Here is a 16,884-nt window from a genome sequence, read left to right on the forward strand (position 1 = left end):
GCTGGCGGCCAGCAGTCGATACCGGGAAATTTCGTGCGCGCCACCCAACTCATCAAAAATTGGAACGCCCGCTCACTGGCATCGCAGTTCCTGCTGATCGGCGGCCTTGTTGCAGCGGCTGCAATGGTGCTGGTTGGGGCGTTTGTTTCACGCCTTATCGAGGAGGCAGTCACTCGGAACTCCGCCGCAACCACGGCTCTCTATGTGGACAGTGTGATCGCACCGTTGTTGCCCGATATGCAGACGACCCAGATACTCGACGGCGGTGTCGCGCGCGCGCTCGACGAAACCCTTGGTCAGGGCGCCCTGGGAGACCGTCTCGTGTCCTTCCGCCTTTGGCGGGCAGACGGCACGGTTCTGTATTCAAGCGACGAAGCCCAGATTGGAAAACGGCTCGAGCTCAGCGACGAGTTGCGAACGGCATTCTCCGGCAGGATGGTGGCGCTCTTCGATCAATCAGGGGAGCAGTCAGACAAACGCCCAGCCGACATGCCGATCCTTGAGATCTACAATCCGGTGCTGCAACCGTGGTCGGGAGAGGTCGTCGCCGTTTCTGAATTTCATGAGGTCTCCTATGATTTCCAACACGGCTTGAATCAAGCGCGCTTCTATACCTGGTTAGCGGTCGCAGCCTTTACGCTTGCTTTTTTCGTGGTTCTCTCTGCGATCGTGCTGCGAGGCAGCCGGACCATTGAGACGCAGCGCCATGCGCTCAAGGATCGGATCGCCCAGCTTTCAGCGCTGCTCGCGCAGAACGAAGCTCTACGTGGGCGGCTCCAGCGGGCCTCGCAGCGCACGGCGGCGCTCAACGAAAGTCATCTGCGCCGCATCGGTGCTGATCTGCACGACGGGCCTGCGCAACTGCTGGCCTTCGCCTCCCTGCGGCTCGACAGCGATGCTTTGACGAACCCGAAAACACCCGGAGCGACGCGCGAGCGCAGCATCGCCGAAATCAAGGAAAGCCTCGATGAAGCAATGCAGGAGATCCGAACGATCTGCAGCGGTCTTGTTCTGCCGCAGATAGAAACAGCGACCCTGCCCGAGATCTTGAAGCGGGTCGTTCACGCCCATCAGCAGCGAACGGAAACGACCGTGGAGCTGTCAGTTTTCGACCCGCCTGATCACCTCGCTCTGTCCGCCAAAATCTGCATCTACCGCTTCGTGCAGGAAGCGCTCAACAACGCGTACCGCCATGGCGGCGGCGTCGGCCAGCGTGTCTCACAATCGACGGTGGGTGCGCAGGTGATGGTCGAGGTCGGGGACAATGGGCCTGGCTTCAACCCGGATCGCGTCGAGCCAACGGGCCTTGGCCTTGAGGGTTTAAGGGAACGAATCGAAAGCTTGGGTGGAGCCTTCGAGATTAAAGTCTCAACAACTGGCACCGTTGTTCGTATGACAATCAGCACCGAGGAGACAAAAGCGGTATGAAGACAGCGATACGCATAGCCGTGGTCGATGACCATCCCTTGTTTCGAGAGGGCGTAACAAGAAGCCTGCTGGAGATCGGCGGATTCGAAATCGTTGCCGAGGGGAGTTCCAGGGATGATGCCCTGCTTATTGCCGAGAATCTGCGTCCCGATGTCATGCTGCTGGACATATCCATGCCCGGGGGCGGCTTGAACGCAATCCCACCTATCCTCGAGTTATCGCCGTCGCAAAAAATCATCATGCTGACCGTTTCCGAAACGAGCGACGATGTCACTGCAGCCCTCGAACGAGGGGCGCTGGGATATGTGCTGAAGGGCGTAGGTGGCCGAGCCCTGGCGGAAATCATACGCAACGTCGCCACGGGCGAGAGCTATGTCACTCCGGCGCTCTCGGCCAAACTTCTCTCCAATCGGACGCGCGGTCCATCAAACCTGTCGGCCCTAGTCGCCAGCCTGACCGCGCGTGAACATGAAGTGCTGCAGTTGGTGGCCGCAGGCATGAGCAACAAGCACGTCGCCCGGAAACTCGAACTTCAGGAAAAGACAGTAAAGCACCATATGACGCAGATCATGGCCAAGCTCAGCGTCACCAACCGAACCGAGGCTGCCATGGTGCTGCGCGACGCGGCCGATTGGCGTCCCCTCACTGAATGAGGGACTGAATTCGTTTCAAGTCCGCCAGGGTCGCCTTTCGGTTGATGATTGTGCGCCCCCGCGCATCCTTCATTATGTAGCGGCCGTTATTGATCTCCTCGCTCATACCATCGGCATGGCGCACGCCGACCCTGGAAGCACCGCCGCCGGCACCCTTCGAATTGCCACGGGCGTTGCCGCCGCTCGAGTTGCCTTTTCCAGACCTGCCCCCTCCGTTTCCTCCACCGTTACCACCGCCATTTCCTCCACCACTTCCTCCGCCATTGCCTCCACCGTTACCACCGCCGCCGCCGCCGCCCCCACCATTGCCGTTATTCTCCCCGCTCTTGGCAAAAGCGGCCTGGGGAACAAGTTCCAGCAACGAGCCGGCAGGGCCGAGGGTATATGGAAGGGCTGTGGCGAACAGACAAACGGCTCCCGAACTGACTGCGGTAAGAAACTTCCGACGCGTAGGCATGACATCTCCTCAGTACAGAACTTTGCCCGGGCTTCGACAGGTTGTCGAGATTGGGCATGCTCTGCCAGACCGCAATCCGGCGGTCGATAGCATGAGTTCAACCGAGACAACCGCCTCGACAAACCCCTGTAAATGAAAGCCCTGATCGCTGAAACGCGTTGGGCCAGGGCGCCGCGAACGACCCGTGGCAGGCTTTCAGTGCGGACCTTCGGCTTTGCCGGCACGGTCCACCTTCTCAATACAGGACATGAGCCGCATTTCAATATCGCGACACAGAACTTCAAACTCCCGGATCACATCCTGCCGCGGATGCGTTTCTAGCTGCAACCTGTGCAGCTCCGTGACCGCCAGGTTGTAGGCTTGGCAAAGGTCAAGAAGAGACTCCAGAACATGTGTCCTGGGCGCCAGTTCTTGCCCGAGCGTCGGAGAAAGAAGTCGGCTCAGAGAGTTCTTGATCCTCATTTTCGTGACACCAGCCCAACATGCTGTCAGCGTGCGGAACAAGCGGGCCTGTGTCAAAGCGGACTGAAGTCGGATCAGGAGTAGGACCAAAGTCCGCCGGACGCACTTTCTCGACAGCGGAAGAACGGGATTTTCCCCGCGGCCGTCTTGAACTTGCACGCCGAGCGCGAATATTCAGGCGGCAGTTATGCCGTTTTGGTGCATTTCCCTGGTGCATTCTATGCGGTGCATAAAGTTGTAGATACCGAGGAAAGGGAATATGCATAAAACTGCACTAGACCGATTATCGTCAGTGAATCGGGAGCTGGATGCATGCAGAGAGAGTTACCATTCAACGGGCAGAGGGATTGGCGGATCGTGCGCTATGTCCTGGCCGGCATCGTTGGTTTCGCCGTACTCGCCCAGGTTCTGGTCTATCTCAGCCTGGTCGCTCTCGTCGACCGGCCCTATGCGGCAGCGATGGTCGGCGCGGCCTTGATTTCCTTGCTGATGGGTGTGCCGCTGATCGTCGTCGCGGCCATGCAGTTTCGCCGGGCTCAGCGCCTCCGCAACCAGATCAACCACGTCGTTGCCCATGACGCCACGACCGGCTGCGTTACCGGCCGCGGGCTCGTCCAGCATGTTAATGGTCTCGAGCGCCGCCGTCGGCGCGGTGCCGAGGAGCTTCACGGGGCTCTCATCCATCTGCGGATCAACAACCTCGACGATGTCGGCGCCGCTTTCGGCCCGGAATGGAGTGATGAACTGCTCCAATTCGTCGCCTCCACCATCAGCACCTCGGTGCGGCGCGACGATGTCGTCGCGCGAACCGGTCCAGCGAGCTTCGACGTCCTGTTGGTGGGTGCGACCGAAGCCGATGCAGAGCAGGTTTGCACACGCCTGACGAAAGCGCTGACCTCGTCGCATTTCGCAGCCGACGGCAGCAAGGTCGATCTTGCCTTCAGCGTTGGCGGTGCGTTGTTCGACGGCAGCGTTGACCTGGAGCAGCTGCGCCGCACCGCCGCTTCCGAGGCCGTTGCTGTTGCAGAGACCCGGAGCGTCGGTTTTGTCCGCCTGCCCTCGGCTTGAATCAATGTGGGCGCTGGCGCTCACGTTAGGTGAAGATACAACCTTTGCACGCGGCGACTGAGATCCAGTGGCTGAATTCGCGCCTGCATTGAGTTCCGGCGGCAACTTAGTCGCTCAAATCCTGAAGACGCATGCGCGATTAGTTTTATTTCAATAGCTTAACGGATCCCTGTTTAGCGGGGCGATTGTTCCATTTTTGCAACATGGCCGTGCGAAAGGCTGGGATACTCTTGCACCACCCCAAAAGTGGTGGCCGCCTTTTATTACAGCTGTATTATTTAGCGATAAATTTCTGCAGTTGTAATGTGCGCTTGGATTTGCAAGCGTGACGTACTGATTGCCAGGGGGATAGTATTGAACGTGGGGAAAACCTTTAAGGGCGGGCTGTTTTCTATTCTGCTCGCGTCATCCGTGCTTGCGGGCGGTGCGGCCGATGCGATGACGCTCAGGGAAGCGCTTCAAATCGCGATGGAATCGAACCCGGAGATCGGGCAGTCGATGGAGAACCGCGAGGCGATCGAGTTCGAACTGCGGCAGGCCCGCGGTCTCTACCTGCCGAGCCTCGATGTGGAAGCTTCCACGGGCGTGCAACACCTTGAGGACGAAGCACGACGGCTCGGCTCCATCGAAAACGACCCGCTCTATCCTTCCGATGTCGGTCTGACAGTCACTCAGAAGCTCTTTGACGGCGGTGGTCGTCGTGCCGAACTGGAGCGGCAGGCAGCACGCGTCGACAGCGCCTCCTTCCGTGTGCTGGAACGTTCCGAAACCATTGGGTTGCAGATCGTCCGCGAGTACTTCGAGTATATTCTTCAGCAGCAGATCGTGGCGGAGGCCCGCAAGAACGTCGGCGTTCATCAGTCGATCCTATCGGATATCAGCTCGCTGATTTCAGGGGGAACGTTGACTGATGCGGATCGCCAACAGGCCAGTGAACGCCTGCTTTCCGCAAAGGCCCGCCTATTGGAAGCGGAGGAAGCGCTCGATACCGTCAAGATCAGCTTCAATCGCCTGGTGGGCCAGCCGCTTACCAAGCCGTCGATGCCGAAGTCGGTTGCGAACGTCTTGCCGAAAACGCTGGAGACGGCGATCGGCATCGCCCGCGGTAACAACCCGCGCATCAAGGCTGCCGATTCCGACATCAGTGTCGCGGACTCGCAGGTAAAGGCTGCGCGATCGAGCATGTTTCCGGAAGTCTTTGCCGAAGGAAGCGTGCGCTCCGGAAACGATATCGACGGCGCGACCGGCAATTCCTGGGACGCGCAAGCGCGGATCGTAGCAAAATGGAATCTCTATCGTGGCGGCATCGACATCGCCAACGAGCAGGAACAGATGCGCCGGGCGAGCGAGCAGCGGCTGGTCTTCCACCAGGCGCATCGCGAGGTCGAGGAGGCCGTTCGCATTTCCTGGGAACGCCGCACGAGCCAGTATGACATTTCGCGCACGCTGAATGCACAGGCCCAGATGAACGTGCAGATCGTCGAGTCCTATCGCGAGCAGCTCAAGGTCGGCCAGCGCTCGCTGCTCGACGTGCTGGGCGCGCAGAACGCACGTTTCAATGTCAGCGTCCTGGCGAAAACATCGCAATATGCAGCCTTGTTTGCCGAATATCGCCTGCTTGCCGCAACTGGCCAGCTCCTGGCGACGATGCAGATCAAGGCACCGGCTCAATCCGAAGCCTATGCGCGCACCGAGTTCAATGTTCCGGACACGCCTGCTACGGAAACCTATCGCCGTGTTCCGTCGCGCCAGACGAACGATTTGCCGCTCGACTTGTTGGCGCCGATCCGGCAGAAATGATAGTCCTCGTGAGGGCGGACACAACCGGTGGTGATGCAAGCTATTGACAGGCATGCGCAGATTGGCCCGTCCTTGACTGGCTTTTCCGAGGCGTTCAAGGAGATTTGCATCTTCTTGAACCGCCCCTCGTCAGACAGTGTGCTCTATTCCGACGTCCCCTTCGACGCCCGGTCGCCGAGCGCCGAAGACGTTTCCCGCATCGCTGAGCGCGTTGGCCTGGAGACGGAGCTTGTTTCCACGCGGGCCCTTGCCAACCGCGATTTCGTGTTCCCGCTGCTGCTCGTCTTTCGCGATGGCAGCGCCACGGCGCTGTTGGAGGAGGCGCCGGACGGTACACTCAGTCTTTCGAACAAATTGGCAAGGCCCGACGAGACGGCGGTGAAGCTGTCTGATCTGCAACTCGGCGGGCTCGCCTATGCCGCGTCGTTCTCGGCGACCTATTTGAACGCGGCTGCCGGCCGGGGTGTTGGCGAGGCGCGCAACATTGACCGCCGACACTGGCTGACTTCGACGATCAAGCCCTTCTGGCAAGCCTATGTCCAGGTGGCGATCGCGACATTCTTCATCAACGTCCTGGCGCTCGCCGCGCCGCTGTTCACGATGAACGTGTACGATCGCATCCTGCCGAACAAGGCGATCGCGACGCTCTGGGTCCTGGCGCTGGGCATCAGCACCGCCATCCTCTTCGATTTCCTATTGAAGACGGTACGCGCGGCGCTGATCGACTACGCCGGCCGCAAGGCCGATCTGAAACTCTCCTACATGCTGTTCGAGAAGATTCTGCATGCAACCATGGCGTCGCGGCCGCCGTCCACCGGCGAGTATGCGAACCGGGCGATGCAGTACGAATTCGTGCGGGAGTTTTTCACGTCGAATACGCTCAGCATGATCATCGACAGTCTTTTCGTCTTCGTCTTCATCGCCGCCATCTATGCGGTGGCAGGTTGGATCGCGCTCATTCCAGCGATTGCTTTTATCTTGAGCCTCGTGATCGGCTACGTTGCGCAGTACAAGATCGGCAATCGCGTCGCCGCGGCATCCAACGAGTCCGCCCAGCGCCAGGCACTCCTGGTCGAAACGATCAGCGCGATCGAGACGGTGAAAACGCTGCATTCGGAAAAACAGCTGCTTCGCCGCTGGAACGAGTTGGCCAAGCATTCCTCGAACACGGCCGAGAAAATCAAGGAGATTTCCTCCTGGGCGTCGCACGCGACGCAGTTCGTGCAGCAGTTGGTGACGGTCTGCATCGTCGTGGCCGGCGCCTATGAATTCACCGAAGGAAACATCTCCTCCGGCGCGATCATCGCCGCCAGCATGCTGGCCGGCCGCGCCGTCGCACCGCTCGGCCAGATTGCGATGACGCTGGCGCGACTGCGCCAGGCGCTTCTATCGCTGCGGATCCTGAATGCGGTGATGGAGCAGCCGGAGGATCGGCCCGATACGATCGGTTTCGTCAATCGCGAGATCCGCAACGGCAGCATTACCTTCGCCAATCTCGACTTCGCCTACCCGGGTACCGACCACAAGGTGGTCAGCGGCATGAACGTGGCGATCAAAGCGGGAGAGCGGGTCGGCATCATCGGCCGCATCGGTTCCGGCAAGACGACGATTGGCCGGCTGCTTGCCGGCCTCTACCCACCAAGCGCGGGGCGAATCCTGCTCGACGGCGTCGACATTCGCCAACTGCACCCCTCTGTCGTTCGCTCGGCGGTCTCGTTCGTGTCGCAGAATTCTGATCTGTTCTCGGGCACGATCAAGGAAAACCTCCTGATGGCAAATCCGACCGCCAGCGATGAAGAAGTGGTGGCGGCAGCGAGGCTTGCCGGCGTGGACGAATTCGTCTCCCACCATCCGCGCGGCTATGACATGCCCGTAGGTGAACGCGGTTCTCAGCTTTCCGGCGGGCAACGCCAGGCGGTCGCCATCGCACGGCTGCTATTGCGCAAGCCGAAGGTCGTCTTCCTTGATGAACCCTCCGGGGCAATGGACCTTGCAAGCGAACGTGAGCTGATCAACAAGCTCTCCACCGTCTTCAGCAGCGATGTCACCCTTTTGATATCGACGCATCGCCATAGCATGCTGAGCCTCGTCGATCGGCTGCTGGTTCTTGACCGCGGGCGCGTCGTTGCCGATGGCCCGAAGGCTGAGGTCATCGAGCAGTTGCAAAGGCGGCCCGGTCCTGCTGGCCCAGTGGCCGGAGCCGGCCTATGATGCACGCTTTCACAAAGATGACGAAAAGACGTCGGTTCGCAAATGGCGGGAGGGGTCAGCATGACTGAGAAACCGCCGCTTGCCGCGCGCGCCGGGTTGCTTGTCATCGGCTTGCTGATCAGCTCTTTCGTCGCCTGGGCGGCGATCGCCGAGGTTGATGAGATCGCCCGCGGTGAAGGCAAGGTCATCCCCGTCTCGAAGACGCAGATTATCCAGTCGAGTGAACCCGGTATCGTGCGCGAGATCGCGGTACAGCCCGGACAGGTCGTTCGCCGCGGCGATCTGATCCTCCGGCTCGACGATACCGCGAGCGGCTCCTCCCTTGGCGAACTCGAGGCCAAGGGGCGATCGCTGCGCGCGCAAGTCGCGCGGCTCAAACTCGAGGAGACCGGGGCCTACGACGCAAAATACCAATGTCCTGAGGACATCACTAAGGTCGCGCCGGCCATATGCGCGAACGAGGAACAACTGCTTCAAGCCAAGGCCGGCAATTTCAACAACAAGCTGTCGGTCATGCAAGCGCGCGAAGGCCAGCGGCAGAAGGAGCTTGCCGAGGCGGCGGCCAATATCACCCGCCTGACAGAGAGCCTGCAGTTAACCGAGCAAGAACAGGAAATGCTCGCGCCGATGGTCAAGCGCAAGCTCGTCGCGCAAACCGAGGTGCTCAGGGTCGAGAAAGAGCTGACCGATACCCGGGGTCAGCTCGCCCTCTGGAAGGAGTCAGTCGGAAAGCTAGAGGAGGCGCTCAGGGAGGCAACCCTCCAGGTGACCGAATTGTCGCTGCAACTGAAGCAGGAGGCCCTGGCGGAAAAGACCGAGGCGCTTTCGCAACTTTCCGTAATCGAGGAAACCATCCGCGGCGCCAGCAGCCGGGTCGCCAACACCGACATTCGCTCACCAGTCGACGGCATCATCAATACGCTCGATGTCAACACAGTCGGCGCCTATGTGACGCCCGGTGGGGTGATCGCCGGCGTCGTACCGACGTCGGAGATTCTGCTCGTCGAGGCACGGCTATCTCCAAGGGACGTTGCGTTCGTGCGCGCCGGCCAGCCGGCACTGATCAAGGTCTCGGCTTATGACTTCTCGATTTACGGTGGCCTCGGCGGTGTCGTTGAGACCATCAGCGCCGACAGCCTGGTTGATCAGAACAATGGCGAAACCTACTATCTCGTGCGCGTCAAGACCGACACAGCCGCGCTGGTGAAGGATGGGCGCGAATATGCGATCATGCCCGGCATGATTGCGTCCGTGGATATCATGACCGGCAAGAAAACGATCCTTGCCTATCTGATGAAGCCGATCAACAAGGCGCGCGAGGAAGCTCTGCGGGAGCGCTGACGATGAACGAGACGCCGCCTCCCCCGTCCGACGCGGACCTGAGCGCTCTGCGGTTCCGTGTCGTCACCGTCGGCGGTCAGCGCCGCGGGATCAAACTTGAGGAGATCTATTGGCAGAGCCTTGGCGAGCTTGCCGCGCGGCAAGGCCGTAAGCTCGCGGATATCGTTGCCGCCTGCGAAACAGAACTCGAGGGCGAAGGCAACCTGACGGCGCGGCTGCGCTTTATCGCCACCCGCTACCTGCGCGACGAACTCTCGTCGGCCAAGGAGCGCAGCAATCTGGCGGTGGTTGCAGGCCAGGTCCGCGCAAGTCCGTCGCCGGCCTTTGCGCTCACGGGGAACAAGCACATCATTGCCTATAACCCCGCCTTTCTCTCCTTCGTCCAGTCACGTGTCCTGCGCTCGCACCTGACTCAACCCGCACAGGGCTTGAAGCTCTCCTTCGACGTTCAGTTTGTCGATCTCGTGCACCGCCTCAAGGAGACCCCCGGCGAACCGCAATCGGCCGGCTTCACCATCGGCGCGCAGGGACAGATCACGCGGGGCAAGTTTACCGCCGCCCTCGCTCCGCTCTCCGACCAGGACGTCATCATCGGCTTTATTCTGGCCTGATCCAATGCGACCGCCGCTGCGACAGCGTAGTTAAAATGGCGACCCTTTCGAGCGGTCACCCATTCGACGAAAGGCGTTGCGTTTGGAGATGAGGTTTAGCGAAGCGCGACGCCCTCTCCGGGCATGACATCGGACAGAGGTGCGGCCGAAGCGACCTTGTCGCCGGTCGACCTGACGCCGTGGATCCAGGAGCGGTCGGCGCTGACCGAGAAGAGCGGCTGGTAGTTCGGCAGAGCACGGTCGGGCTTCACCTCGTCGCTCAAATTGTCGAGAATGAAGTGGCCCTGGCTCGTCGTGATCGCGAGCACCGCGTGATAGAGGTTGCGTCGGACATCGCGCAGAACGACGACCGACATGGCTTCCGGCGGCAGGCCGGCCGCCTTCAGAGCCGCCATCTTCAGGATGGCATAGTCTTCGCAGTCGCCCTTGCCGCGGGCGAGAATTTCGTCCGGCGTTGCCCAATAATCCTTGGGGCCGTAGTTCTCAGCGTCCGGCTGGTAGCGGACAAGCCGGTTCACCGTCCGGTTGATGCCGCTGATCTTCTGCCGGAAGGCGAGGCCGTTGGCGTTTTCGATCGCCCTGCCGAGGATGCCGCGAGCGGCACAACCACTCTCGTTGGCGCAGTGGTCGAAATCGGCTGCCGCGACCGCCGGAAAGACGGTTTTCCATTTGCGGGCCACGGGGATCGAAGAGACGCGGAAGGCGACGGAATGGAAAACGGCGGAGGGCGTCGACTGCGCCGGTGTTTGGCCACCGAGGTTGGTGCCTGCCGTCACCGCCACTTTCTGCACCCGCTGCCGCTTGAGCCCTTCGGAGGCTTGCTTCGACCAGGTGCCGATTGCCTCAGTGGCGACGGCCGCCAGCGGACTCGCGAGGCTCAGCATCTGCTGGAAGACGCCGGGCTGGAGCATGCCGGGCTGTCCGGCCTGCACGGAGGATATCGCTGAAAGCGATGCCAGGCCGATCGCAAACACCGAAGTCTTCAGGTATTTTTCGCAGTGCTTCCAGCTCTTCTTGTTCATCGCCGTGTCTCTCGGTTGCATGGAGACACTCTACGAATCAAAAGAAAAATGCAGGTAAAGCCGTATGTATTATTTAGTATGTGTCACGCCAATACGTTTTATGTAAAATTTTATTCAAACTTTATACTTGTGTATGCTTTTGGAGCACTGACGGATTCGTGTATAGAAGCCGCCGACTCCGTCATCATGAAAGCGATCGCCAGCCCGGAGCATGCCGTTTGGCACCTGTGCCGGTTGTTTCATGAGGATGCGTGCAACGGAACGTCTTGCAACGCGGCCAGTTGCGATTGACGGGCGCATTTTGCTCTCTGTGGCATCAGGGCTTCTTTTTATAGCTCCGGCGGCCGGATGGGGCATTCGTGTCGAACCCATGACCAGAACTATTAAAATTGCGTCAATCTAACCAATTTTGGGTATTAGCATATCATATTATGCTGTTTTTCTCTAATCCCTTCGATGCCGATTGCGGCTGCACAAGGTTGATGTTCTCTTGCCCGCAAAGGTCGAGGGGTATTTTCTATGGCAACCGCAGGCACCACAAATTCCAACGAAGCCGCCGCAAACCCGGCAGAGGCAATCGAGTACCGCGACGCACCGGATGGCAAAGCCGGCCGGTTGGTAGCACAGACCGGTGGTGGCGCGATGGCCGAGCCGCAGCTCCTGGACCAGGCAACCGGCGCTCCGGTGAAGGGCGCTGAGAACGCGCCCCAAACGCCGCCGATGCCGGCGACGGTCAGCGCCGATGCTTCAAATGTCGTGCACCTCCCTGCAGGCGCATCGATCGAAAAGATCCAGGTGGTCGGCACTGATATCGTTTTAGAACAGCCTGATGGCTCTACAATCACGATCCAGAACGCCGCATTGAAAGTTCCGACCTTCGTCATCGGTGACGCCGAAATCCCCCGCGAAACCCTCGTGGCGGTGCTTGGAGAAAACGGTATCAACGTCGCCGCGGGCCCGGATGGCACCATCAGCGTCGTGTCGAACCAAAGCAGCGGCGGGGATCTCTCCGATGCGACCGGCGACATCGGCCAGGCCGGGCCGGTCATCGACTTGCTCGCCCCGACCGCCCTGGAGTTTCCTGCGCTTGAAGCGACCGAGCGTCTGCCCTTCGCGCTTGACCCCAACGATGACCCGTCGATCACCCCCGACTCCAAAGATAATCCAGGCGGCATCGCGGTGAGCGACAGGCAAGTCGACGAAGCCGGCCTCGCAGTCGGATCGCGTGCGGGCGATGGCAGTGCGTCGGTCAGCGGTGTGTTTGCCCTCACCGATCCGGACGGGCTTGACGACATCGCTGGCCTGACCATCAACGGTCAGACGTTCGCCATCGGCGGTCTCGTCGGGCAAACGGTTGTGGGTCAATTCGGTACATTGACCATCACCGGCTACAACCCGCTTACCGGTGTGGCGGAGTACACCTACGAGCTGACGAGCGCAGTCACGAGTTCCGGGGTCAATCCCGGCGCGAATATCGAGCAGGACCGGGACATCTTCGACCTCACGGTCACCGATCACGATGGTGCCGGCGGTTCGGCCACCCTCCAGATCGATATCATCGACGACGTTCCGGTGATCGGGATCACCGATCCGGCCGCGCCGAGCGTGGTGGAAGGCCAGACGCTTGCCGGCAGCTGGACGCTTTCGGCAGGTGCCGATGGCGTCGGCACAGTCGACGTGACGGTCGGCAACACGACGCAGACGCTGACGGCGGGCCAGTCGGTGGCGTTTGCGCTTGCCGAGGGTACGCTGACGGTCAATGCCGACAAGACCTGGTCGTTTGCAGCGGCCAGCAACCTCAACAATGCGGGCGGAGTCAATGTCAGCTTCACGCTGTCGGCCAAGGATGCCGACAACGACACGACCAGCGACAGCCAGACGATCACCGTGACGGACGGCGCCGGCCCGGCAGTCGATCCGCTTGCGGCTTCCGCATCGCTTGCACTCGACGACCAGAACCTGGCCGACGGCAGCACGCCGGGCGCCGACACCAGCAGCGGCACGATCGGCTTCGTGGCCGGTTCGGATGCCATCGCCACCATCGTGTTCGGCGACACCAGTACCCTCACCGGTGCGCTGACCTGGGATCGGGTCTCCGACACCCAGATCGTCGGCAAGGCCGGCGGCGTGACCATCGTCACCCTCGACCTGGTGCGCAGCGGCGACAGCGCGACCGTGACGGCGACGCTCACCGACAACTATGCCAGCCATCCCGGCGTCAATGCCGACGATCTCGCCGCACTCGGCTCGGTCAAGGTCATCGCTTCCGACACGGACGGCGACCAGACCGAAGGCACCGTCTCCGTCTCGGTCTCCGACGACGTTGCGACGGCTGCAGCGGACACGGATAGCGCGACCGAAGATGATGTGCTCGTTGCGGATGGCAATGTACTGACCGGCTCGGGTGGCACGGATGCCAATGGTACGGACGGTGTCAAGGACGTGCGGGGGGCAGACGGGGCGTCGGTCACGGCCGTATCGTCTGGCGACGCGGCGGGCGTGGTTGGTGGCGCAACGGTCGGCCAGTTCGGTACGCTGGTTTTGGGCGCTGACGGCAGCTACACCTATACACTGAACAACGCGCATGGCGCCGTCCAAGGTCTTGCTGCGGGCCAGACAGTGACGGATACCTTCAGTTACGAGATCACTGATGGCGATGGCGACAAATCGTCGACGACGGTTACGATCACCATCACCGGCACGAACGACGTTCCAGTGATCACCTCTGCGGTGCAGAGCGGTTCGGTGACGGAGATCGCCGACGGTGCTGCGGGCGAGAATGCGACAACGCATGCGCAGAATGGTGCGGTAACCTTTGCCGACGTCGATACGCTCGACACCCACAGCGCAACTTTCACCGCACAGGGCGCCAGCTATCTCGGCACCTTCGCGCTGGCGGCRGTGAACCAGGCGGGTGACTCGGTCGGCTGGAGCTTCGAGGTCGCCGACGGCGTGCTCGACAGCCTGCAGGCTGGCCAGAYSCTGACGCAGAAGTACGATGTGACCGTCGATGACGGCCATGGCGGCACGGCAGTGCAGACGGTGACGATTGTGATCACCGGCACGAATGACGTTCCAGTGATCACCTCTGCGGTGCAGAGCGGTTCGGTGACGGAGATCGCCGACAATGCTGCGGGCGAGAATGCCACGACGCATGCACAGAATGGTGCGGTAACCTTTGCCGACGTCGATACGCTCGACACGCACAGCGCAACTTTCACCGCACAGGGCGCCAGCTACCTCGGCACCTTCGCGCTGGCGGCAGTGAACCAGGCGGGTGANGGCAGCACCCATCGCCTGGATGACATCCCATCGCTCGACACGCACAGCGCAACTTTCACCGCACAGGGCGCCAGCTACCTCGGCACCTTCGCGCTGGCGGCAGTGAACCAGGCGGGTGATACGATCGGCTGGAGCTTCGAGGTCGCCGACGGCGTGCTCGACAGCCTGCAGGCCGGCCAGACGCTTACGCAGAAGTACGACGTGACCGTCAATGACGGCCATGGCGGCACGGCGACACAGACGGTGATGATCGTGATCACCGGCACCAACGACGTTCCGGTAATCACCTCTGCGGTGCAGAGCGGTTCGGTGACGGAGATCGCCGACGGTGCTGCGGGCGAGAATGCCACGACGCATGCACAGAATGGTGCGGTAACCTTTGCCGACGTCGATACGCTCGACACGCACAGCGCTTCCTTCACCGCACAGGGCGCCAGCTACCTCGGCACCTTCGCGCTGGCGGCAGTGAACCAGGCGGGTGACTCGGTCGGCTGGAGCTTCGAGGTCGCCGACGGCGTGCTCGACCCGACGTCGATACGCTCGACACGCACAGCGCAACTTTCACCGCACAGGGCGCCAGCTACCTCGGCACCTTCGCGCTGGCGGCAGTGAACCAGGCGGGTGAYWCGRTCGGCTGGAGCTTCGAGGTCGCCGACGGCGTGCTCGACAGCCTGCAGGCYGGCCAGACGCTGACGCAGAAGTACGATGTGACCGTCGATGACGGCCATGGCGGCACGGCAGTGCAGACGGTGACGATYRYGATCACCGGCACCAACGACGTTCCGGTAATCACCTCTGCGGTGCAGAGCGGTTCGGTGACGGAGATCGCCGACGGTGTTGCGGGCGAGAATGCCACGACGCATGCGCAGAACGGCGCGGTGACCTTTGCCGACGTCGATACGCTCGACACGCACAGCGCCGGCTTCACCGCACAGGGCGCCAGCTACCTCGGCACCTTCGCGCTGGCGGCAGTGAACCAGGCGGGTGACTCGGTCGGCTGGAGCTTCGAGGTCGCCGACGGCGTGCTCGACTTTCACCGCACAGGGCGCCAGCTACCTCGGCACCTTCGCGCTGGCGGCAGTGAACCAGGCGGGTGACTCGGTCGGCTGGAGCTTCGAGGTCGCCGACGGCGTGCTCGACTCGCTACAGGCCGGCCAGACGCTGACGCAGAAGTACGAYGTGACCGTCGATGACGGCCATGGCGGCACGGCAGTGCAGACGGTGACGATYRYSATCAMCGGCACGAACGACGTTCCGGTAATCACCTCTGCGGTGCAGAGCGGTGCGGTGACGGAACGAGCTGATAACGCGGCCGGTGAGAATGCGGTTGTGCATGTGCAGGGCGGCGCGGTCACTTTTGCCGATGTGGATACGCTCGACACACACAACGCCAGCTTCGCGGCGCAGGGTGGCGGTTATCTCGGCACATTCTCGCTCGGCCCGGTGAATCAGGCGACTGACAAGGTCGGCTGGAGCTTCAAGGTGGCTGACGGCGTGTTGGACTCGCTGCAAGCCGGCCAGACGTTGACGCAGAAGTACGACGTGACCGTCGATGACGGCCATGGCGGCACGGCAGTGCAGACGGTGACGATCGTCATCAYCGGCACCAACGACGCCCCGGTGATCACGTCCGGTTGGCAGCTTGGCGGCGTGGTGGAACGGTTTGACGGTACCGTGGGCGAAAATGCGGTAACGCATGCGCAGAACGGCGCGGTAACCTTTGCCGACGTCGATACGCTCGACGCGCACAGCGCCAGCTTCGCAGCGGGGGGCAGCGGCTATCTCGGTACCTTCTCGCTCGGCGTGCTGAATCAGGCGACCGACAAGGTCGGCTGGAACTTCCAGGTTGCCGACGGTGCGCTCGACTCGCTGCAGGCAGGCCAGATCCTGATGCAGAAATATGACGTAACCATCGATGACGGCCATGGCGGCACCGCGACGCAGACGGTTACGATCGTAATCCTAGGGACGAACGACGCACCGGTGATCACGTCGGGTACACAGAGCGCTACCGTGACGGAGCATGCTGACGGCGCGGCCGGAGAAAATGCGGTCGTCCATGTGCAGGGGGGTGCAGTGACGTTTGCCGACGTCGATACGCTCGACACCCACAGCGCCAGCTTCTGGCCGCAAGGCGGCGGTTATCTCGGCACCTTCGCGCTGGACGCGGTGAACCAGGCGACTGATACGATCGGCTGGAACTTCAAGGTTGCCGACGGCGTGCTGGACTCGCTACAGGCCGGCCAGACTCTAACGCAGAAGTATACCGTGCTCGTCAATGACGGCCATGGCGGCGTCGCGACACAGACGGTGATGATCGTGATCACCGGCACGAACGACGCACCGGTGATCACCTCTGCGGTGCAGAGCGGTTCGGTGACGGAGATCGCCGACGGTGTTGCGGGCGAGAATGCCACGACGCATGCACAGAATGGTGCGGTAACCTTTGCCGACGTCGATACGCTCGACACGCACAGCGCAACTTTCACCGCACAGGGCGCCAGCTACCTCGGCACCTTCGCGCTGGCGGCAGTGAACCAGGCGGGTGA

General features: G+C 61.5%; 12 protein-coding genes. 9 read left to right on the plus strand and 3 right to left on the minus strand.

Features of this window, described 5'->3' with window-relative positions; genetic code table 11:
- Positions 1 to 33 precede the first annotated feature (33 nt).
- Together ASD02_RS25205 and ASD02_RS25210 are read left to right on the plus strand one after the other, a co-directional pair.
- Positions 34 to 1,428, plus strand: a complete 1,395-nt coding sequence (locus ASD02_RS25205; RefSeq protein WP_057217280.1) for a sensor histidine kinase — start codon at positions 34 to 36, stop codon at positions 1,426 to 1,428.
- Entirely contained in the window at positions 1,425 to 2,081 is a 657-nt protein-coding gene (locus tag ASD02_RS25210) for a response regulator transcription factor (protein ID WP_057208345.1), read from the plus strand. Before ASD02_RS25205 ends, ASD02_RS25210 begins: the two co-directional genes overlap by 4 nt.
- On the opposite strand, the gene ASD02_RS39265 is transcribed toward ASD02_RS25210, so the two are convergent.
- Both ASD02_RS39265 and ASD02_RS25220 read right to left on the minus strand, forming a co-directional pair.
- Positions 2,071 to 2,538: a hypothetical protein gene (locus ASD02_RS39265; protein ID WP_057221328.1), complete on the minus strand. Its 468-nt coding sequence runs from the start codon at positions 2,536 to 2,538 to the stop codon at positions 2,071 to 2,073. The genes ASD02_RS25210 and ASD02_RS39265 overlap by 11 nt on opposite strands.
- Positions 2,539 to 2,733: 195 nt before the next feature.
- The gene (locus tag ASD02_RS25220; protein WP_156408464.1) at positions 2,734 to 3,000 is read right to left on the minus strand and encodes a hypothetical protein; all 267 of its coding nucleotides are present in this window, start codon (positions 2,998 to 3,000) and stop codon (positions 2,734 to 2,736) included.
- 312 nt (positions 3,001 to 3,312) lie between these two features.
- Here ASD02_RS25220 and ASD02_RS25225 point away from each other — a divergent pair, with 312 nt between their 5' ends.
- From ASD02_RS25225 to ASD02_RS25245, 5 genes are all read left to right on the plus strand, one after another.
- On the plus strand, positions 3,313 to 4,068 hold the full coding sequence (locus ASD02_RS25225) for a GGDEF domain-containing protein (RefSeq protein ID WP_082555632.1): 756 nt from the start codon (positions 3,313 to 3,315) through the stop codon (positions 4,066 to 4,068).
- Positions 4,069 to 4,506: 438 nt separating this feature from the next.
- Positions 4,507 to 5,868: a TolC family outer membrane protein gene (locus tag ASD02_RS25230; RefSeq protein WP_225906504.1), complete on the plus strand. Its 1,362-nt coding sequence runs from the start codon at positions 4,507 to 4,509 to the stop codon at positions 5,866 to 5,868.
- Positions 5,869 to 5,901: 33 nt separating this feature from the next.
- Complete coding sequence (locus ASD02_RS25235) at positions 5,902 to 8,079, plus strand: type I secretion system permease/ATPase (RefSeq protein ID WP_057221324.1); 2,178 nt, start codon at positions 5,902 to 5,904, stop codon at positions 8,077 to 8,079.
- A gap of 60 nt (positions 8,080 to 8,139) precedes the next feature.
- Positions 8,140 to 9,420 carry an HlyD family type I secretion periplasmic adaptor subunit gene (locus ASD02_RS25240; RefSeq protein ID WP_082555634.1) on the plus strand — a complete coding sequence of 427 codons (1,281 nt, stop codon included), beginning with the start codon at positions 8,140 to 8,142 and terminating at the stop codon, positions 9,418 to 9,420.
- A gap of 2 nt (positions 9,421 to 9,422) precedes the next feature.
- A complete protein-coding gene (locus ASD02_RS25245; RefSeq protein ID WP_057221322.1) occupies positions 9,423 to 10,031 on the plus strand; it encodes a ribbon-helix-helix domain-containing protein in 609 nt (202 codons plus the stop codon).
- 95 nt (positions 10,032 to 10,126) lie between these two features.
- On the opposite strand, the gene ASD02_RS25250 is transcribed toward ASD02_RS25245, so the two are convergent.
- Positions 10,127 to 11,074 carry a transglutaminase-like cysteine peptidase gene (locus ASD02_RS25250; protein WP_244494283.1) on the minus strand — a complete coding sequence of 316 codons (948 nt, stop codon included), beginning with the start codon at positions 11,072 to 11,074 and terminating at the stop codon, positions 10,127 to 10,129.
- 3,752 nt (positions 11,075 to 14,826) lie between these two features.
- On the opposite strand from ASD02_RS25250, the gene ASD02_RS25260 reads away from it, so the two are divergent.
- Positions 14,827 to 15,432, plus strand: coding sequence for a VCBS domain-containing protein (locus ASD02_RS25260; RefSeq protein ID WP_082555635.1), 606 nt, complete (start codon positions 14,827 to 14,829; stop codon positions 15,430 to 15,432).
- The coding region (locus ASD02_RS25265; RefSeq protein WP_244494284.1) for a VCBS domain-containing protein at positions 15,416 to 16,884 on the plus strand (1,469 nt) is incomplete at its 3' end. The genes ASD02_RS25260 and ASD02_RS25265, both read left to right, overlap by 17 nt.

Origin of the sequence: Ensifer sp. Root1252, from assembly GCF_001425885.1 — a bacterium.
Taxonomy (GTDB): Bacteria; Pseudomonadota; Alphaproteobacteria; order Rhizobiales; family Rhizobiaceae; genus Ensifer; species Ensifer canadensis.